Raw genomic sequence first — 19497 nt, 5'->3', positions numbered from 1 at the left:
CAGGTGATAAATCCCCGCACCATTTTTTATTGGCGCGGGGATTTTTACGAGTAGCGGTTTTATTCCGGATCATCCTTCAGAAGTTCATAGCCGTCCGCCATCATGGTCGGGATGAAATGGACAATCTCGTATTCGGCTGCTTTTTCCCGTTTGAAGGGATCTTCATTAATGATTTTTTCAAGCTCGTTCAGCGAGATGTTCTTAGCCAGAATAACTCCTCCGGTGCGTGGTACTTTGCGACCGGAGGCTATAAAAATCCCGGCTTCATAATTTTTTTTAAGAAACTTAATATGTTCTTCCAAAAGGGAATCAATATTTTCCAGCGGTTTGATATAGCTTAAATTCAGTATGTACATATTCTGGTCCTTCTGATAGTCTTCTGTTGTGATTATTGTTATTGCTTTATTACTCTTGGTGAAGTTATACGTCTAGTATTTTTCTGTGTTTGTTTCAATGAGGGAACCGGGGATTTTACTAACTGCCTAGGAGCAGAATATGATTTTGTCCCAGAAAAGGGTCGGGGACTTTGTCGTGTTAAGTGTCGGTGATAGTAGGGTCGATGCGAACAATTTTACTGTGTTGCATGAACATGTTTGCGCTTTGGCGGAAGGGGGAAATTGTAAATTGGTGCTTGACCTCTCCTCCGTACTTTTTATGGATTCCTGTGGACTTGCGGGGCTGATTCCTACAGCTCATGAAATAGCCCCCGGCGGTTGCTTTATGCTTACCGGTCTCCACCCGAGACTGGCACAGATCTTCCGGCTTACAGGTCTTGATACCCTTTTTGATATTTACTCCTCCGTTGATGAAGCCCTAATGACCTGAGTTGCGCCAGAATACGGGCTTGACTATGTCTTGCTGATAGTTAAATTACTTGATCACTTCAAATTGCCAAATCTTATATGGAGGATATACAATGCCGTCTTTTGATATTGTAAGCCAGATTGATGCTCAGGAAGTCGATAACGCCGTAAATAATGTGCTTAAGGAAGTTGATACCCGTTATGATTTTCGCGGGGTAAATACTGAGATAGAACTTAATAAAAAGACCAATACCATCAATGTTGTTACCGGCGATGAAATGAAAATGAAGGCCGTACGGGATATGATGATTACTCATTTTACCAGACGTAAAGTCGATCCCAGATCACTTGAATTCGGTAAATTCGAGCCGACCTCCAACGGGCAGCTGAAGCAGGAAGTAAAGCTGAAGGAAGGAATCGACAAGGATACCGCTAAGAAAATCGTGAAGATGATCAAGGGTACAAAAATTAAGGTTCAGGCGTCCATTCAGGATGAGCAGGTACGCGTTACCGGCAAAAAACTCGATGACCTGCAGTCCGTTATTTCACTGGTCAGAGATTCTGATCTGGATATGCCTTTCCAGTTCGTGAACATGAAGAAATAGCCGGATAGAATACATTAAGTATTATAGTACTAAAAGGACTCTTCGGGATTTTTCTCGGGGAGTCTTTTATTTTGTTCCATTTATTTTGCAGTGGGCTTCATAGCTGGCCACCGTCTCCATTATTTCCCGACAGGTGTGTTCGCCCTGCCGGCGGACGAGTTCCGGAGCGGCATTGCAGGCGATCAGGCGGTCCAGTTCCACTTTTTCAGGATAATCATCCAGACATTCTTCTTCCACAGTCAGTTTGTCCGGAACCACATTCAGCTGTTCTTGAATGCGGTATCCAATTGAAGCGCATAGATGATTCAGCGCTGCGATTACCAGTTCCCTTTCTCCTTCTTCATCCAGCATGCTGAAAAGCAGATGCAGCCTGTCCAGAGGATTTCGCTGGTGGTCTTCGTGCTGCGGTGATGAACAGTAGCGGTTGATCTGGCTTTGGCCTCGTGAAAATATTTTTTGCATAGAGGTGGGGCCGAGCACATCGCGCGAGCACTGCATCATTTCCCACGTATGGGTTGCATTATTAGTTCTTTTTGGTTTCATTTTTGTGATGCCTTTTTAGCTTTCCTTTATGTCACGCCTGAAGCTTTGAATGTGTTATTTGAGAATGTGTAGGTTGAACAGGTTAATTTTTCCCCTCGCTTTTCATTCTCAAAGGATTCATTATAAAAACCGTGGATAAGTATTGTTTTTATGTGATATACATAAAACAGGGCTTATTTTCAATAAGGACACTTGTAATCCAACAGAAGCAACGGAGGGAGGGGAGTGAAAAAGGACAAAATAACCTTCAAGAATGTCTTTTTTTTTAAGATAGTTTGACTAGGTTTTTTAATTGTTCTATTATTCTAAGGTTATTTCGCTTATCAAAATAAGCGAAAAAAAGTTTATTGAATGATTCAAATTATGTTGCATAAGTCGTGTAATATAATATAGTTACTAATAAGTTTTAAGCTATCTTAACTTGTCTAGTCATTGTTGGAAAAACCCGGTGGGGTTTAGGAGTACTTTTTACGACCATCTCGACCTACAGAGTCGGATAAATAGTTTAACCACCCACTTTTAAGGAGAGTGACATGAGGAAATCAGCATTACTTCTCATCGCCATAGTCTGCTTTTTCGTTGCGCCTACCATTGCGCTTGCTACCGACCTGCCGAGGGTCATGATTGTCGGGGAAGACGTTGATAAAGATACTGTCCCCCGCAACTCGAGAGTTTTTAAACGAGTCCTTAATGCTATCTCAAATGAGATGGTCAATCTTGGGTTCGACGTTAAAGATGAAACTGCCCTGACTTATATGACTCATGCTCAGGGCCGCATCAGACGTAATGATGCGGAACTAATCCAGATCGCTAAGGATGCAGGTATCGACGTTCTTTGTATTTTCAGCATTTATCCCAATGCCAAGACCAACCAGAACAGCGTAAGGGTTACCGCCCGTATTGAAGGCCGCCTCCTTTCCGTTTGGGATGGTTCCAGACTGGGTAATTTTGAATCTGAGCCGCAGCAGTATCAGCTGGTTCCCAGACCTTACAGCAGAAATGATGTTCTCGAAGCTGTCGGTAAGCTTTCCAAAATTATCGGTTCCGATGTCGGCGCTGTTTTGGCGGACAGACTTGATCAGTACCACCCGGAAGGCGCAAGTTCCTCTGACGCTGGTGGTTCAGGTGCAGGTTCCGGTTCCGGCGTAGGTGCAACTGGGCGTCTTCTTGAATGGACTCTCGTTTTCGACGGTTTCAGTGATGATGATATGCTCGATGTTGAAGATTATATTACCATCTTCACCGGTTACGACAGCCATCGCCCCAAAACGAATGCTCTGAACACTTCTTCACACCATGAAATGTGGTACAAGTCCTCCATTAATTCTTCTCATCTGAAGCGTAATATGGTGCGCATGCTCAGAAAGCTGAACATGAAGGGACGTGTCTACGTTTCCGGTAATGAAGTGAAGATCGTGAAGCAGCATCGCGTTAAGCAACGCAGACAGCAGAGCAACAGTGAATGGTAGGTTTTCCCGCCGTAAAAAAATGAGGTCTGTATGTCCTTCGTAAAACTGTACTCTCAGGTGGGTGCTATCGCGATTGCAATATTGCTGGCCGCCTCCACGGCATTTGCCGTGGAGGCCACCGGCGAGGGAATTGACCGCAATCAGGCGCTTAATTCAGCTTTGCGTACTGCTGTAGAAATGCAGATCGGTACGGCTGTTGCCTCCGAGTCCCTTGTGGAATCCGGAGTGCTGGTGCGTGACGAGATAGTCAGCCATTCAAAGGGATACGTCACTTCTTATAAGGTGTTGCAGGAAGGCGCCACTGCTGATGGCTATGTCATTACCATAGATGCAGTGGTAAACAGCGATCTTCTCTATTCCGACTACACCACTCTTGCAATCCTGCAGAAAATGTCCGGCCTGCCAAGGCTGCTTATCTTCGGTTCCGGGGCCGGTTTCAATTCTGTTCCCCCGCAATCTATGCAGGAATTGGTGCATGATGTTGCACGTACTTTCGGGAAAAAGTTCCAGTTTGAGGTTATCGATTGGCCCATGTCTCGCGCGAAGTACGCTGAGATTGAAGGTTCCATGAATCTGAAAAAAGCCGTTAAGTTTAATAGCCTGCTAAAAGCTGACTACTTGGTAACAGTTGATCTTAAGCTGCCTGAGCATGCCAATCCTGTTATGCATATGACCTGTGTACGTATTTCGGACGGGTTGAAAATCGGTGAAATACGCAGGCCGGTTGAGAAATATGTAAGCCTTTCAGGTAAACCGGCTGATGTATACAGCCGTGCTGTGGAAGCTGCCAAGCCGGAAACCTATTGGGCATCGGTGCGCCTTGCACGTGAGCTGCTGGAAAACATGGAAAGCGAGCTGGATCGAGGCAAAGGCTTCCGTTATACGCTGACTTTTCTGGGATTTCCGGAGCTTTCCCACATTGGAACCGCTCTTGAGGATGTTCCAGGGTTTGTTCGTAAGGAAGTCAAGCGCCAGAACGGGCTGAATATGGAAGTCGCCTACTGGTCGACTTTACGTCCTGAAAATCTGCTTAAGCGGGTTTCTACAGCCTTGAAGGATTTAGGCGTGGAAAAGTTTCAAAGTAGGATTAATGGTAGAAACGTCAGATTTCGCTGGCAGAATCCGGAAGGTTTTTAACAACTGATTTCCGGGCGCAGGGTGAATGGGTTAATTTTACCCTTCGCTTGTATAATAACGATAGTGTAGTGTGCAGGTAAACCATGATTGTCGGCGGAACGCATCCGCTGCAAGGAGGATAACCGGATGAAAAAATATTTAATATTTATGTCGGGCCTGCTTTTGATTCTCTCCCTTGCGGGATGCGGAAAGAAAGTAAAACCCATGTCCATAGAAGATAACCCGGCCCATCATTATTTAATGGGTATGGAGCTCATTGATAAGGGTATGCCCGAAAAGGCTTTTGTCCGTTTTGAGCGGGCCGTGGCTCTTGATGACGAGTACGCACCGGCTATTGCGGGGAAAGCCCTTGTTTACGCCATGCGTGCCGAATCCGAAAGTGATGATAAATACAGCGCTGTTGATGCCGAACGGGCTATTGACCAATTCGATAAAGCCGTATCCGAAGCACGGCGTGACCGGTCTCAGAAATTCAGCGTTTACGTAACCGGTATCCGGGTCTACACCCACATCACAACCCGTGGCTGGCTGCAGCGGGCCGAAGACCTTTATGCTGATGCCAAGCTTATGCTTAAGTATGTAGTTGAAGAAGATCTTCCCTATTATCGCCAGACCGAGGCTGTTCATTATTTTATGGGCGAGGCCTACTTCAAAGGCGGCGAATTCCGCAAGGCCGAGGATGTTCTCGGCGTGGTTTTGTCCGGTTCTCCGGGGAAATGGCATGATAAGGCTAATGCCTTGTATAACCGTGCTCAAAAAATCCTGCGGGCTATGAGCAATTATACCCTTACCGATGTCGCTAAAAAAATCGCGGTCAAGGAAGAGGTTGATCGCGCAGACGTTGCCGCGCTGTTGGTGGATGAACTTCATCTGGATAGACTCTTTGCCGGACGCATTCCCGTTCCCGGAAATGAAATGAAGGCTGAGTTCACACCTGCTGATATTGTGGGACATATGTTCGAGCCGGAAATTATGACTGTCCTCAAATGGCATGTCCGTGGTCTTGAACCCACCTATGATGAACAGACCCGTGCTTATCTTTTTCATCCCAAGAAGCCGATGAACCGTAAGGAACTGGCCTTCGTGCTGGAAGACGTGCTCATTAAGCTGACTGGTGATGAAGAAATGTCCACCCAGCATATGGGACAGAAAAAATCTCTCTATCCGGATGTTGAACCGACTGATGCATGGTACAACGCCATCGTCACTGTGGTTAACCGTAATCTGATGGAAACGGATCTTTCCGGAGCCTTTCGTCCAGATGACAATATGGATGGCGCGGATTTGATTCTTTCCCTTATGCGGTTGCGCAACATCATGAATATTTATTAACAGTGGAGGATAAAGTGAAAAAATTATTACTCGCCCTTACTGCGGTAGTGCTTTTTGCAAGCTCCGCTGTCGCAGGGGAAAGGATTGTAGAGGTCGTAAATGCGGATGAAGTATTCCAGAGGGGATACATTCAGGTAATCGGTGAATCTGAAGCAGGACAGAGCCGTTACCGCGCTAAACGCGCTGCGGAAGTAGTTGCCCAGAGAAGGATGCTTGAAATCTTTCAGGGTTTGCGTCTCAGCGGAAAAACAACGGTCCGCGACGGTATGCTCTCCAGTGACCGTATTCGCACCACCGTTAAGGGAACCCTGCGTGGCGCAGTGCCCTGCGGTGAATCTTTTGACCGTACCGAAGGGTATGCTCGGGTCTGCCTGCGGTTGAATCTGCACGGTAATGATTCGGTTTACGGTGCATTTGACGAGATTATCCGTAAGGAGCCGGAAGCTTTAAATATTCGTAACATTCCGGCTTTCAAGCCTGAAACTCTTCCTGCAATCATCGCTCCGGTGGTTGAAGATAAAAAAGAAGAGGTTGCAGCCAAAGTAGAAACTCCGGTCAAGGAAGAAGCTCCCGCCAAAGTTGCCGAAAAGGTTGAAGCTCCGGTCCAGACCACCGAAACCGCTTCTCAAAAGATTCAGGAAGCTGTGGCCACTCCGGTCGACGGTATCATCGTCGATGTGCGTGATTTTGATTTCAAACCCGCTCTGGTCAACCGTATCCTGACCGATAAGAATGAAGTCCTTTTTGATCCTTCAAAGGTTCTCAATCAGGTCCTTATAGAAAGAGGTTGCGGCGGTTATACCACTGATCTGCAAAAGGCTCGCGCTCTGCTCGAATCTTGGGGCAGCAAGTCTCCTATGGTGCTCAAGGGCAAGACCGTGCAGAATGTGACTGACGCGGTGGTAAGTGTTGATGATGCGGCTACCGTATTCGCCTATGACCAGAAGTATAATCTGCTGGCTCAGGCAAGAGTAGTGTTCGTACTTAAGTAGTAAAAACGGCGGTATTACGGTGTTTCATAAAAAAGGATTCCTCATTGGCGGAATTATTGCGACCATTCTCACGGTTGGCTCCATTGTGCTGATCAGGGTTCATTTTGTGGACGCCGCGCAAAAACTGCTTTCTGATATGACCAACATGGGGGTAGTGATGGAGGATATCGAATTCCATTACTCCCCCCTTCCTTCCCTGCGGGTTACCAACCTGCGTGTCCAGAGCGGTATGGATACGATCCTTATTCCGCAACTGGAAATCTTCCCCGATGTTACTAGTCTTTTAAGCGGTGAAATTAAGCTGCGCCATGTGATTTTACAAGACCCGGATGTAAGGGCTCTTGCACATCGGAAAGGAAGTGATTCCGCTACCGGTACGTTTGAGTTGCCTTCTCTCTTTCCTGAAAAGATCGACGTTGTTTCAGGCAAAGTGCAGTTGACCAACTCCTATCAGGCGGAGCCGCTGACCGTTTCCGCCAGTATGGAAAAGGAAAGTGGCGGATTCACATTTAATGTTCGCAGCGCTTCCATTTCTGAGTTGGGGTTTAAATTTTCCGGCCGTCTGGATATGGCTTCCACCTCACCTTTGAAGCTTAATCTTCAGGCTACACAATGTTCAATTGATCCGGCAGCTTTCTTGGGATTTTTGACCGGATTCGATTACATGTCCAATTCGACCCTTCCCGAGTTGGCAGAGGCCGGTAACTTTGAGACCACAGATCTTGATTTCAGCATAGATAATGCAGTCGGTACCATGGATGTAAAGGCCGGTGGGTTGGTGCTTGATTCCACCAGCGGTAAAGGACTTTTGCTGCATATGGGGCAGGGAGGAACTTTTCAGGTTTCTCTTGATGAGGCGCAGGTCGATGCCGGGGAACTTTTCGCTATGGCCCAAAAGAGTGAAAGAGGTCGGAATGCCACCAGTTCACTGTGCGAATCAGCGAAGTTGAAATCCATTAATCCGCGTGGGACCTTGATCTTTAAAGATGTTTCTCTTTCTACCCCGCCAAGCACTGTGACTAATAAAGGACTTTCCGGGAAGATGACTGTCAGTGCCAAGGATCTGGTACTGGTTCTCGAAGCAGCAGACGGTAAAAAACAGGAACTCAGTATTTCCGAGATTGATGCCGATGTGGAACTGAAAGATGGTAAACCTGTGGTGTCTGTGCGTAGTTTTAATGTCGCTTCGGCAACAGGTGGAAGCTGTGATATGCAGGCTTATATGTCTTTTCCTCTTGATCTTAAACGTCTTAGGTTCAAGGCGGAAGCCCGTGATTTTTCTCTTTTCGATTACATAATTACCTGCGAGGCTCAAAAAAAAAATCCTTTGCGGACCGAGTTTGATACGCAGTTGAATCACAGGGAAACACGAATTTCAGCATCAGGTTATTTCAATACTCCTCGTAACAATCTTTCCGGCTATGAGGCCCAGCTAAAATCCTTAAGTATCCGTATCCCTGAGACAAATACCCCTAAAAGCGATTCTTCAGTGGCAACTTCTGAAGCGACTGAGAAATTTAATTTTGAGCAATTGCTTGGTCGGGACATCAACGGTAAAGCCTCTATTCGTAAGTTTTACTACAATGATTGGCCGTTCAGTGATGTGGCGGTTTTTGTTCATTCGGGTGCTGATCGTGCTCTGGTAAAAGCCAGCGGAAAACTTTTTCATCTTAATCTGAATGCCGATGTCGTTCTGGCTCAGGAACAACTGGCCGCTCAATGCAATATTAAAGGGCGGGGGACCAGCCTGCCCAGCCTGATAGCGTGCTTTGCCAAGGATTTGTCCGTTTCGCTACGGGGCAAAATATATCTCAATGCAAATATGTTCATGCAGGGAAGCAACTCCGGTGAGTTAATGCGTTCCGTGCGTGGAGAAGCTTCGGCTAAAATTGATGACCTGCATATTTTTAACCTTGCCAACCTTGATCCACGTCTGGGATTTTTTATCGACCTGCTTGATGCTGTTTCCTTTAACCCGCAGTCAGGGCAGGGGCTGAATTTCAGTTCTGCACGGTTGAGTGCCGCTTTAAGCGGGAAAGAGATGCTCATCAAATCTTTTAATCTCAGTGGACGTCAATTGCAGGCCTGGGGAGGGGGGAAGTATTCCCTTGATGAGAAACACCTGCAACTGGAGGGGCAAGTCCGTTCCGTTTTCGGTACGGTCAATTCCTTTAATGTGGACAGAAAGTTGAAGTCGTAATTATGATGAACAAGTATCATTCCGTAGTTTTTTTGTTGCTGGCGTCGTTTTTACTGGGGGGGTGTTTTGTTAAAAAAACACCGCAGTCAGTTCAATATGCCGATGAAGAAGCAATCCCATATAAAATTGCAGTTCTTCCAGCGGAATATGTGGACCACTCAGCCAATTCTACAGAGCATAAATCCGTACTGGTGCTGGATGATGATCGTGTTTTTGTTGCGGACATTACCCGCGCATCGATCTCCAACCAGTTGGCGGGTAAGGGTTTTATGCCTCTGCAAAAGGATGTGGTGGACAACACTCTTGCTGAGCTGGGGCAGGATGATGGTTGGCGCAGTATGAGCGATGCGGAACTATGCAAACTTCTGAATGCCGACGGTATCGTCAAGACAGATATTTACAGCGCGGATATGATCAAAGCTCTGGCCTTTGATCTGTTCCAGCTTGACGCGGAAGTAACGATGTATAACTCCGCCGGAACTTTAGTCGGTAAATGGCGGGACAGTGCTTCAAAACGCCGTATCTCCGTGCCTACTGGTGTAGTCGGCCTTGCCGGGACTATTGTGGAGGAAGTTTTTTCTGACCCTATCAGACGGCAGATGCGTATGGTCGTTTACGATTGGGCGTGGAATATGGCGCAGGTTTTGCCGGATTGTCCTAAAGGACCGAAGTTGCCTGAGGTGATCGCTGTTGATACCAACGTTGATAATCGGCTTTTCGGAGCCGGGCAGAAAATTTCTGTACGGGTTGATGCTGAGCCGGGGCTTAAGTGTTCTTTTGATATAGGTGATTTCAAGAAAAATATCCCCCTGCCTCAGACCGCGCAGGGAGTATACGAAGGCTTTTATGTGGTCCGCACCGGCGATAAGTCTGTAGATGATACCCTGATGGTCAGGATGCGTAAGGCAAACGGTGTGGATCGGCTATGGCCGGAATCCGGTTCTTTAATAACTTTGGATGGGGAGTTGCCTCCGGTATTGAAGGAGATAAAATCTCAGACCGGGCGCGATGGAGTTGTGCTGAAGTGGGAAGTTCCGAATGCTGACGATCTGGATGAATTTGTGATCGAGAAAGGATCTGATCCTGTGGGTGATTTTGAGATCGTGGCCAGTACCCGGAAACCTGAATTCGTAGATTCAGATGTAATGCAGGGAACCACGGTTTTTTACAGGGTACGCATCAAGGATAAGGCCGGAAACCTTTCCCCTCTCGACGGCATTACCCGGGTTGTCATGCCCCAATTTGATGAGCGGGATCTCTTCGGCGAGCTTTCCGGAGTTCTGGTTAAGGGTAATTACCGCATCTCCTTTCCGGTGACTGTCCCTGAAGGCGCTGAATTTTCTGTGCAGTCCGGAACAAAAATCCGTTTTGACGGTAAAGGGCGTATTGATGTGCTCGGGGTAATGGATGCCCTTGGAGAGCTTAGCTCTCCGGTACGTTTTGCATCGAACTCCACCGAGGGCATAAAGGTTATGCCCGGTGGCAAGGCGGTACTTTCTCAGTGTGAATTAACCGGATTTAGTAAAGCGCTCACAGCTGCCGGTGGCTATGTAGAAGCTCGTTCTTCGTCATTTAATGGCGGAGAATATGCTGTGGCGGTGATGGAAACTGGTAATTATGATTTCAAGGGGTTGCGTATAAGTAACGCCCGTACTGGAATGCTGCTGAATGCCGGTAACGGAACTGTGCTCCGCTCCAGCATAACCAACTGCACTCAGGGTATTATTTTTAACGACGGTAATGTCGTGATTGAAAACAATAATATTTATGATAATAAAGTTAACTTGAAAACTGCTGGTAAATTGGTGGTCAGTGATAATTATCTAGGGAGCGCTGCAGCTGATAATTTGAAAATTGAGGGTGATGTTCTGGTCAAATCTATTCTGGATGCACCTTACCCACATGGCCGCAGGATTATTCTGGTGGATGATAAAGATATCACTCCCGAAGATTTGCAAAAGAAATTTGCTAAGCTCAAGGAGCGGGGCGTCAGCTCATTTCACGCCCAGCATTATGGAGATGCGTATCAGGCTTTGAATAAAGCGGTTAAGATGAAGGATGACCGTGATGTTTATCTGTACCTTTCTTATACCTTGCTGGCCTTGAGTGATGATATTGCTCTTGCAGAAATATTGGATGAAGGTATTTCAAAGTTTCCTTACGATGTGCGTCTGCATCAGCTTTATGTGCGCTATCTGCTGAACAAGGGAGATTTGAAGCAGGCTCGTCAAGTACTGGATAAAGCCTTGTTGCTCAGTCCTGCCGACAGTAATTTATTGTATATGAAAGATTACCTCGACCATTTGGATATTCCTGCTGATGAGCATGATGCAGAATCCCCTCCGGTGCAGAAGGAGAAGGAAGAGGTTAAGTCAGCTGAAGATGTTTCGGTTAATGAAAGTCTGGGTGAAGTAAAGCCGGAGGAAAATAAAGATGAAAAATAGAATAGCCATAATACAGAAACTTCTTTTTTCAGTCCTGGTTTTGATGCTGCTGATTCCGGCAGGAGCACAGGCCCGCAAGTATTCTCCCGTTGAACTGGAGGATCAGGCTCAGGCCCAATGGCATATCAATTACGCCAGTTATCTGATCGATATAGGTAAATATTTTGAGGCTCTTGAACAGTATGATACCGCCGTTGACTATTCTCCGGTTGCCAAGACAAGAGTAAACGCAATGTTCGGTAAGGCGATGGTGCTTTCCACTTTTCTGGATGCTCCTGAAAAGGCTGCCGATCTTTACCGCATGGTTGGGCGTAGTTATCCAGATTATGCTGATACAGCCCTCTATCGTTTAGGCTTCCTTTACTACCAGATGAATAAATTTGATCGGGCCAAATCTGTTTTTCAGCAGTATCTGCGCTATTTTCCCAAGGGTAAGTTTAAGTATCAGGCCGAAGCGGTCATATCTTCCATGAAGGTAAAGCAGGAACAGAAACCGGAGCAGAAACCCGAACAGAAGCCTGACGAAAAGCCGGATCAGAAGATTCCCGAGAAAATAGGTAAAGAACCCTCGCTCAGGGTTTGTTTGAGCCGGAAGGTAACTTCCATGACCGTGACCACCGGATCAGGCAAAGATAAAATCTGCACTGATGATCTTGGTTGCGAACGTAAGTATAAAGTCAGTTTGTCCAGTAACAAGCTAATTCTGGACGGTAAGGTTGTTTCCGCTAACCGCATTAAATTTAAATCTACCGGCACTCTTAAGGTTAAGTACGGCTCTGAAAGCAAGAAGGTCCGGGGAATTATTGATGTGAGTATCCGCAAGGGTAAACTCTTGATTCTCAATCTGGTCGATATTGAGGACTACCTGCGTTCGGTCGTTCCTGCGGAATCCTACGCCTCATGGCCGACCGAAACCCTGAAGGCTCAGGCTGTTGCCGCTAGAACTTACGCTTATTATCAGAAGAAACATCGCAGCCATCTTTTTTATGATGTTTACGCGGATACTTATGACCAGATGTATGCTGGTGTGGATCGCGAGGATAAACGTGCTGACAAGGCCGTAAAAGCGACCAGCGGCCATGTTCTTCTATATAAGGACAAGCCTATTCTTTCCCAATATACAGCGAACAGCGGTGGCTTTACCGCGGACGCCAAGGCTATTTTTGGTGCAGGCAAGGCATATCTTGTCGCTCATAAGGACCCGGCAAGCTTGAAAGGTAAGATGGCTTCATGGACCAAGAAGTACAGCCGGAAAGATATCGAGGCCAAATTGAAGAAAATCGGTATCTCCGTACCCGGTATCCGTTCCATTACCGCTTTGGAAAGAGGACCGTCCGGCAGAATAGTGAAAGTGCGTATTAAATATAAATCCGGGCATCGCGATCTGCGTACCCGTACAACTCTGGGCAGTTCACGTGTTTTGAAACTGCCTGATATTCTTTTGCAAATTGATAAGAAAGGTGACTCCTATACCTTTAAAGGACGTGGATGGGGTCACGGTGTAGGATATTCGCAATGGGGAGCTGCGGAATTGGGTAAGAGCAAGAAATATAATGAAATTTTAAAATTCTATTATCCCGGCAGCAGCATTAAGCGGCTCTGGTAGATAAGTAAGGCCGTTAATGAATAGAACAGAAAGAATTATCTGGGTTATTTGTATACTTCTGACCTTGACCGTAATGTTCGGGATTATTGAATGCCGGGCGGATACCGCTACCGCATCACAAACCGCCATTGAATCTGAGGTTTACTGCGGCAGGATGGGCCAGGAGTTGATTGATCGCGGGGAATACGAACTTGCTGTTTCCAGTCTTGAACGTTCGTTAAAGGATCACCCCCGCTCGGACTGGCTGTACAGCCTGCTTGGGCGGGCTTATTTTAAGAATGGAGATCTGGAGCAGGCCGAAGCCCAGTTTCGGAAGGCCTTGGACATCAATAAGAATAATCCGGCAGCCAAACGCATGGTGCTCGAAATGCGCAAGACTCAGGATTTGCTTAAGGACCGTGATTTTAGCGAATGGGTCAATATCGCCAAGGAAAGAATTGCCGATCTTGTGACTTTGGTTCTTGGTGTCTGGCTGGGTACACTTCTTACTGGTATTTCCGGGCGTTTTTATCAGCATTTCGTGCGTACCAGTTTCAGGAAGGCCCTTGCGAAAAAAGATTTTGATTATGTCACTGATATTCTGGAAGATTTGCAGATAAAACGCGAAAAAGCGCAGCTGCGGATGCGGTTGCGTGAGCTTTTAAAAGAGTATGACCTTGAGGACGCCAAGGAAATGATTATTGAGTACGTCGATGATCGGGAAATTGAGGATAAGCTGGTTCATTTCCTGGTCCAGATTCATAAGAAATCGCGAGCTGAAAGCTAAAAATCAGCCGAGTTCAGAAATAAATTTTGCTGCACACTGATCCACATCTTCACCGTCCGCTACCACTGGATGGTGGGTGGCTATATAGGCTATCAGGTGTCCTGTGGTGGCCAGCAGTTTCTGAATTTCCGGTTCAATTCCTTTTTTGAAAATTCCTTCAATCATATCACCCTGATGGGTTGTAGAGAATCCTTGTGACTCCAATGTAGTCTTTATAAATCTGATGCGGGCTATGCGCTGTTCAGGAGTTCCGATTCCGCCTTTGAACCGGAAATGTATATGATTGGCTTCAGCATCGGGATCGCATACCGCATCCACTTCCGTAAGATCTTTTTCCGATTTCAGGGTGATATTCATATAGGTGCGGGAAAGAATGGCGTAACCGTCAATGCTGTTTTGCCCTTCCCATCCTGAACGCTCTGCGCCAAGTCCGAACCAGAGTGCCCACATAGGGGCGGATTTGATGTCGTCCGGAGAAATATCCAATTTACCCGCAGCGGTGGAGAACAAACTGTCCGCAAGATTGAGGACGGTGATATCAATGGGCTGGCGCGCGCTTAAATGTTTGGCGCCGTCAAGTCCCAGCCCCTGCTTGCTGACCAGCGAAAACATTTCTTCAATTCCCTTTTCATTGGCAAAGCGCACCAGATCATACATGGAGCGGCTTTTTTCAGGTAGAAACATTTCCGTGTTGCGCGGTGAGATATTCAGGTTGGCAATGTAGGAGAGAGCCTGTTTGATGCGCACAGTCTCTTTCTCACCCTTAAAGGGATAAGATCGCGTCGAAGTGATCATGACCCGGTTACGCAGGTCTGTTACCCAACTGCATTTTTGAGGCTGATTTAACAGTTCTTCGGCTTTAGCTCCCATGGCGGATATCGTTTTTGCCGAATGTGTGGAAAGCGAAGCGTTTTCAGGTTTGCGGAGAATTCTTTGTCCTTCTCTTCTTGAGATCAGATAGGGCGTTGATGAATTCTTGCTGAAAATGGCAGAACAACCGTGCTCCCGGTCTTTGGGCGGAAGATTTGCCGATTCGTGAAGGGTTTCCAGTTCCCCGTAATCATGCAGTTCTTTGAAGGGCTGGATGATTACTGATGCCGGGCTTTCGCGGTCAGCATAACCGAATTCAATGCGGGCCCTGATGGATTCAGCTGAGAATTTGCAGGTAACCGCTTTTTTCCACGCTTCAACCACATTCTGAGCTGCAACCGGAGAGATTGTACACTTGTTTTCAGGCAGGGCATAAATACTTCCCTCCGGTGTGGAGGATGCGGTCAGGGTCAGGTTGCCGCTTCCGCGTGAAGTTTCAAGGGCCGCTATTTCAATTTCATTGGCTATCGCCTCCGGCATTACTCCCTGCATGAAACGGTCTATTATCGTGCGCGAAATCTTACTTAGGTCAGAAATGTTTGTCGTAACCGCAGCTTCAAGAATTTCGTCAATGGCGATACGCAGATTGTTTGCTTCGATGTAATAATTATAAACATCCGAGCCGATTACCATGCCGTCCAGTACCGGAAGACCTGCTTTTTTGAGTCTAGCGAGATCTGCGGCGCAGGCTCCTGCCTTGAATTCATAGTCTATGGCGTCATCAAGTGGAAAGGTGAATGGCTTTGAAATTTCCGGGTCCTGCACGGTTACAGCCATGCGTACATAGAAATTGATCTTGTTATAGTAATCCATGATGTCCATGAACCGTACCGGGTTCATATCCTGAAGATGCTCCAGCATAGTACGAATGTTAATGCCCAGATCTGCGGCCTGTTTTTCAACGTAGGCCCAGTCGGTCACGGTCAGTCCGAAGCCGATGTCTTCAATATGAGAGATTGCCTCAAGGCATTTCTCCTCCAGCTCCATTAGTTTTTTAAAGGAGTTATATCTGCGTCTGAGCAACCGTCCCGGGGGGAAGGTCTCGTAGGTCCAGTGGGTGAAAACATGTCTAAATGCCATAAGTACACACTATATCAGAGAGAACAGTATAAAGGAAGTCCATGCTTACTCTTCTGCCGAAAGGTCGTCGAGTGGCAGTATTACCTTGAATAACGTTCCGGGTCCGGCTGCAGTCGGAAGGTTAAGCTTGTTACGCAATTTACGGGGTAGAGGACTTATGGCCGCGATAGTTCCTCCATGATCCTTGATGATCCCGAAAGAAACTGAAAGGCCCAGTCCGGTACCTTTTCCCACCGGCTTGGTGGAATAGAAAGGATCGAATATGGTATTAAGGTTCTTCGCTTCGATTCCGTGTCCTGTATCGGCGAAGATGGCGGTAATGGTCATGGATGAGATATCGAGCTGGGTGGAGATATGGATGTTGCCTTTGTCTTCAATCGCTTCAAGTGCGTTGGAAAGCAGATTCAGCCAGACCTGTTTCAATTTTTCCGGGTCACCGTGAATTATGGGGAAGCGGTCATCAAGCTCGGTTGAAATCTGTACCTGCTCCAGCTTGAAGGTGTGGCTGACCAGCTGGACCACCTCCAGAATGGAGTTGTTGAAGCACATGGGGATTTTTTCACTCTCTGTCTGGCGGGAGAAACCGAGCAGGTCGGCCACGATTTTGCGGCACACACGGGCCTGCTTTTCGATGATGCCGATGTCTTTCGCAATCTGGTTTTCCGGGTCGAAATCTTCTTGCAGCAGCTGAGCATAACCGAGGATTATTCCTAGCGGGGTGTTGATCTCATGGGCCACGCCCCCAGCCAGTTTACCGATGGATTCCATCTTCTGAGACTGAATCAATTGTGCTTGGTAGTTCTTTAGCTCAGTTATCTCGCGTGAAGTGGAAAGCACCCCGATGATGTTGTTCTTCTGTCCGTATACCGGTACGCGGATGGTATGGAACCAGCGGGTCGGCGATTCGTCAGTTTCCGGCTCGCGGGTTTCCTTGTTAACGGGATTACCTGTGTTAAGGACCATCCTTGCCTCTTCCATACGTGTGGCTGCAATCTCCTCAGAATACAGATCATTATCCGTCAGACCGATGATTTCTTCCTCGCTGCGATTCATATGCTCGGCATATGTTTTATTGACCGCAAGGTAAGTCAGCTGCGGCCCCAGTAGCGAAACAAAATCCGGAGATACATTAATGATAGTTTTAAGCAGTTCTTTTTGCCTGGTCAGGTCCGCTTCGGTTATCTGGAGGTCTTCGATATGGCAGGCAAGGCTCATGCCCATCGCATCAAAAGTTTCAGTCAGCTCCTGAATTTCATCGCCTTTGGGAGGATTGCTGATGATACGTTTGAATTTATCCGTGAGTTTTTCGGTCTTATTCTTTTCTTTACGCAGACTGGGCCCCAGATGGGTGGCGACAATATCTTCAGCATGTTTCTGGAGTGAGCCCAGCCGTAAGGTCAATTGACGGGCAAACTGCGTGGAAATAAGTACAGCCAGCAGCAGAACCCCTCCGGTGAGGGCCATAATGGCGAAGATCAGGTTCTGGACTACGGCGTGAATTCCGGCTCGGGAAAGGCCGATGCGGACTGTTCCCAGTTTTTTGTCGCTGAGAAGAATAGGGGCGGCAAAATCGAAAACACGGCTTTTCCCGGTATCAACTGTCACAATGCTTATTTTATTTCCCATGCTGTGATTGGCACCCTTGAGCTGTACCGGAAATCCATCACTGAAGGTATTAGCCAGAATCCTGTCCTGATCATCCATGATAAAGGCATACACGATCTCGTTGTCAGCTTTTTTCAGCTCATTAACCATTGATCCCAGATTAAGCAGATCTACCGAAAGGAGCGGGTTTTCCGCTCGCAGTGCCAGATTGCCTGCAAGCACTTCACCCCGTTTGCGGGATTGTTCTATAAGCGCGTCCGCAGACATACGGATAACAAAGAGAGCAATGATCAGTGAAGTAAAAGCCACAATCAGGGTTAAGCCGAGATTGATTTTAGTTCTGAAGCGTAAGCGGGAAAATATATCTGTCATTGTGTGTCTCCCTGCTGAGCGTCCGCATCCAGTCCGAGTTTCTCTGTGAGTTTTCTTACTGAATCATAATCGCTGTCTTGCGCCGGAATAATCCCGCGCATACCGGCCTGATAAAGTATGGAAGCCTGCTCAGGATTATCCATTGACATGGCAAACATGCAAGATTTGATCTTATCAATAATTTCTTCAGGAAGCCCTTTACGCGCGGCATAAACCCATCCGGGGTAGGATTCTGTTTCCGCAACTATCCTGATTTTATCAATATTGATCTTGTCGCGGACCACATTCAAAGTACCTTCACGGATAGAGGCAAAATCATATTTTCCGGCATAGACAGCCAGCACTGCCTTTTCCTGCTTACCTCCCGGACCGGGGGCAAAGGAAATTTCCTTGAATTCTGATTCCTTGATTCCGTGCTTGAGGAATAAACCGAGCGGAAAGAGATATCCGCCGGCGGAGAGAGGATCTACTGCGATCCATGTTTTACCGATGCAGTCTTCAATCCTCGTAATGGCCCGGTTGTCTTTACGGGTGATAATCTGCCCCTTGAAAGTGGGGCTGCCGGAAGGCTCGATAATTCGCGCAAATGCCCTAGCTCCGCTTCTGGCTATTTCGACATAGGTCATGGGGTTGGAAAAAGAGATATCAATTTCACCTTTTTCAACCATGCGGCGGTGTTCTTCAAAGGTATCGGGAAATACCTGCCGTATGGTCAGACCCGATTCACGGGAGAGGTAATCGATAAGCTTGCTATGGCGCAGGTAGGATACTTTATGTGAATATTGGGGAAGGTATGCGTAAGTGATGGCCGGTTTCGGCTCGGGAACCCTTATTTCCTCGCGTACGGACATATCGACCCGCACGATTTTTTCTTCCGGTTGTGAACCGAAAAAATAGAGGGCGACTCCGATAAAAAGAAGTATTGCCGGAAGGGAATATTTGAGTTTGAACATGAATTCTCCGCAGAGACGGGGAATATCACTGCGGAGATTTCTTCGTTCGGTGCTAGGCCTTGCTCTCAAGTCCGTTCCCGGCGGTATCAGCCTCTTCGGCTTCACACCCTTGAGCAAGTTCGTTCCACGAAGTCATCTTTCCAGCTTTTTCCGCGTCTTCTGCTCTCAGTTGGTCAATTTTTTTCAGGACAGGTATGTACGATCTTACCTTGGAGAAGCCATAGCGTACAATAATATATGATAAAATAAAAACAAAAGCGTAGCCGAGCGAAATTTCTGTATGAGGGATTGCGTAGAGGTCTATTCCGGAAAAACGCGATTGCAGCCAACCCATAGCAAAAGGAACGGGCCAAAGTGATACCGCGAAAAGTGCGGCATGGGAAAAGAATACTTTTCCGAAATATTCATTTGCCCATTTATTGGCTGATTTGAAGGTTGATTTTTCTTTATGACGTACCGCTTCCACGGAAATATTGTGCATGCGGGTCATTTTGCGGTTCAAATCTGTATAATATTCGCGGTTCCAGATATAAATGAGACTCATGCTGAGTTCACCTGCAACAGTACACCACAAGGCCATGACCGCGGTACCGAACCAAAAAGCCGCAATGGAGGGCAGGCCAATGCGGTAAGGTGCTATAAGCAGTGAATCTATCAGAGGATATATTGACTCGAACATAAATGTCTCCGGGGCAAAGCCCCATTTGGCTGAATGGACTT

General features: G+C 47.0%; 16 protein-coding genes. 10 read left to right on the top strand and 6 right to left on the bottom strand.

Annotated features, from left to right (window positions below; translation table 11 throughout):
• Positions 1-59: 59 nt before the first annotated feature.
• Positions 60-356 carry a YciI family protein gene (locus ACKU35_RS16530; RefSeq protein ID WP_319760949.1) on the bottom strand — a complete coding sequence of 99 codons (297 nt, stop codon included), beginning with the start codon at positions 354-356 and terminating at the stop codon, positions 60-62.
• A gap of 139 nt (positions 357-495) precedes the next feature.
• Here ACKU35_RS16530 and ACKU35_RS16525 point away from each other — a divergent pair, with 139 nt between their 5' ends.
• Both ACKU35_RS16525 and ACKU35_RS16520 read left to right on the top strand, forming a co-directional pair.
• Positions 496-825 carry an STAS domain-containing protein gene (locus ACKU35_RS16525; protein ID WP_319760947.1) on the top strand — a complete coding sequence of 110 codons (330 nt, stop codon included), beginning with the start codon at positions 496-498 and terminating at the stop codon, positions 823-825.
• A gap of 91 nt (positions 826-916) precedes the next feature.
• Entirely contained in the window at positions 917-1408 is a 492-nt protein-coding gene (locus ACKU35_RS16520) for a YajQ family cyclic di-GMP-binding protein (RefSeq protein ID WP_319760945.1), read from the top strand.
• Between the two features lie 66 nt (positions 1409-1474).
• On the opposite strand, the gene ACKU35_RS16515 is transcribed toward ACKU35_RS16520, so the two are convergent.
• On the bottom strand, positions 1475-1951 hold the full coding sequence (locus ACKU35_RS16515) for a hypothetical protein (protein ID WP_319760943.1): 477 nt from the start codon (positions 1949-1951) through the stop codon (positions 1475-1477).
• Positions 1952-2484: 533 nt separating this feature from the next.
• Here ACKU35_RS16515 and ACKU35_RS16510 point away from each other — a divergent pair.
• From ACKU35_RS16510 to ACKU35_RS16475, 8 genes are all read left to right on the top strand, one after another.
• Positions 2485-3420 carry a hypothetical protein gene (locus ACKU35_RS16510; RefSeq protein WP_319760941.1) on the top strand — a complete coding sequence of 312 codons (936 nt, stop codon included), beginning with the start codon at positions 2485-2487 and terminating at the stop codon, positions 3418-3420.
• Positions 3421-3450: 30 nt separating this feature from the next.
• The gene (locus ACKU35_RS16505; RefSeq protein ID WP_319760939.1) at positions 3451-4557 is read left to right on the top strand and encodes a hypothetical protein; all 1107 of its coding nucleotides are present in this window, start codon (positions 3451-3453) and stop codon (positions 4555-4557) included.
• 126 nt (positions 4558-4683) lie between these two features.
• Positions 4684-5889 (top strand): S-layer homology domain-containing protein, encoded by a 1206-nt coding sequence (locus ACKU35_RS16500; RefSeq protein WP_319760937.1) that lies wholly within the window; start codon positions 4684-4686, stop codon positions 5887-5889.
• 14 nt (positions 5890-5903) lie between these two features.
• Complete coding sequence (locus tag ACKU35_RS16495; RefSeq protein WP_319760935.1) at positions 5904-6881, top strand: hypothetical protein; 978 nt, start codon at positions 5904-5906, stop codon at positions 6879-6881.
• Positions 6882-6900: 19 nt separating this feature from the next.
• Positions 6901-9081: an AsmA-like C-terminal region-containing protein gene (locus ACKU35_RS16490; protein ID WP_319760933.1), complete on the top strand. Its 2181-nt coding sequence runs from the start codon at positions 6901-6903 to the stop codon at positions 9079-9081.
• Positions 9082-9083: 2 nt separating this feature from the next.
• Positions 9084-11525: a right-handed parallel beta-helix repeat-containing protein gene (locus ACKU35_RS16485; protein WP_319760931.1), complete on the top strand. Its 2442-nt coding sequence runs from the start codon at positions 9084-9086 to the stop codon at positions 11523-11525.
• Entirely contained in the window at positions 11515-13131 is a 1617-nt protein-coding gene (locus tag ACKU35_RS16480; RefSeq protein ID WP_319760929.1) for a SpoIID/LytB domain-containing protein, read from the top strand. The genes ACKU35_RS16485 and ACKU35_RS16480 overlap by 11 nt, the downstream gene beginning before the upstream one ends.
• Before the next feature lie 16 nt (positions 13132-13147).
• On the top strand, positions 13148-13897 hold the full coding sequence (locus tag ACKU35_RS16475) for a tetratricopeptide repeat protein (protein ID WP_319760927.1): 750 nt from the start codon (positions 13148-13150) through the stop codon (positions 13895-13897).
• A gap of 3 nt (positions 13898-13900) precedes the next feature.
• On the opposite strand, the gene ACKU35_RS16470 is transcribed toward ACKU35_RS16475, so the two are convergent.
• The 4 genes from ACKU35_RS16470 to ACKU35_RS16455 are packed head-to-tail and all read right to left on the bottom strand — an operon-like array spanning position 13901 to position 19456.
• Entirely contained in the window at positions 13901-15847 is a 1947-nt protein-coding gene (locus ACKU35_RS16470; protein WP_319760925.1) for a PEP/pyruvate-binding domain-containing protein, read from the bottom strand.
• Between the two features lie 45 nt (positions 15848-15892).
• Positions 15893-17824, bottom strand: a complete 1932-nt coding sequence (locus ACKU35_RS16465) for an ATP-binding protein (RefSeq protein WP_319760923.1) — start codon at positions 17822-17824, stop codon at positions 15893-15895.
• Positions 17821-18777 carry a phosphate/phosphite/phosphonate ABC transporter substrate-binding protein gene (locus tag ACKU35_RS16460; RefSeq protein ID WP_319760922.1) on the bottom strand — a complete coding sequence of 319 codons (957 nt, stop codon included), beginning with the start codon at positions 18775-18777 and terminating at the stop codon, positions 17821-17823. The genes ACKU35_RS16465 and ACKU35_RS16460 overlap by 4 nt, the downstream gene beginning before the upstream one ends.
• A 52-nt stretch (positions 18778-18829) precedes the next feature.
• Positions 18830-19456: a hypothetical protein gene (locus tag ACKU35_RS16455; protein WP_319760921.1), complete on the bottom strand. Its 627-nt coding sequence runs from the start codon at positions 19454-19456 to the stop codon at positions 18830-18832.
• Positions 19457-19497 lie beyond the last annotated feature (41 nt).

The sequence above is a fragment of the Maridesulfovibrio sp. genome, from assembly GCF_963676065.1.
GTDB lineage: Bacteria > Desulfobacterota > Desulfovibrionia > Desulfovibrionales > Desulfovibrionaceae > Maridesulfovibrio.
Note: the sequence above shows the minus strand (reverse complement) of the source record. Positions and strands in the feature narration are given on the sequence as shown.

Excerpts from the sequence above, each read along its gene's own strand:
- ACKU35_RS16500 (WP_319760937.1), top strand. The coding sequence starts at position 4,684 with ATGAAAAAATATTTAATATTTATGTCGGGCCTGCTTTTGATTCTCTCC.
- ACKU35_RS16515 (WP_319760943.1), bottom strand. The coding sequence starts at position 1,951 with ATGAAACCAAAAAGAACTAATAATGCAACCCATACGTGGGAAATGATG.
- ACKU35_RS16480 (WP_319760929.1), top strand. The coding sequence starts at position 11,515 with ATGAAAAATAGAATAGCCATAATACAGAAACTTCTTTTTTCAGTCCTG.
- ACKU35_RS16455 (WP_319760921.1), bottom strand. The coding sequence starts at position 19,456 with ATGTTCGAGTCAATATATCCTCTGATAGATTCACTGCTTATAGCACCT.
- ACKU35_RS16475 (WP_319760927.1), top strand. The coding sequence starts at position 13,148 with ATGAATAGAACAGAAAGAATTATCTGGGTTATTTGTATACTTCTGACC.
- ACKU35_RS16485 (WP_319760931.1), top strand. The coding sequence starts at position 9,084 with ATGATGAACAAGTATCATTCCGTAGTTTTTTTGTTGCTGGCGTCGTTT.
- ACKU35_RS16505 (WP_319760939.1), top strand. The coding sequence starts at position 3,451 with ATGTCCTTCGTAAAACTGTACTCTCAGGTGGGTGCTATCGCGATTGCA.
- ACKU35_RS16530 (WP_319760949.1), bottom strand. The coding sequence starts at position 356 with ATGTACATACTGAATTTAAGCTATATCAAACCGCTGGAAAATATTGAT.
- ACKU35_RS16465 (WP_319760923.1), bottom strand. The coding sequence starts at position 17,824 with ATGACAGATATATTTTCCCGCTTACGCTTCAGAACTAAAATCAATCTC.
- ACKU35_RS16470 (WP_319760925.1), bottom strand. The coding sequence starts at position 15,847 with ATGGCATTTAGACATGTTTTCACCCACTGGACCTACGAGACCTTCCCC.
- ACKU35_RS16460 (WP_319760922.1), bottom strand. The coding sequence starts at position 18,777 with ATGTTCAAACTCAAATATTCCCTTCCGGCAATACTTCTTTTTATCGGA.
- ACKU35_RS16510 (WP_319760941.1), top strand. The coding sequence starts at position 2,485 with ATGAGGAAATCAGCATTACTTCTCATCGCCATAGTCTGCTTTTTCGTT.
- ACKU35_RS16525 (WP_319760947.1), top strand. The coding sequence starts at position 496 with ATGATTTTGTCCCAGAAAAGGGTCGGGGACTTTGTCGTGTTAAGTGTC.
- ACKU35_RS16520 (WP_319760945.1), top strand. The coding sequence starts at position 917 with ATGCCGTCTTTTGATATTGTAAGCCAGATTGATGCTCAGGAAGTCGAT.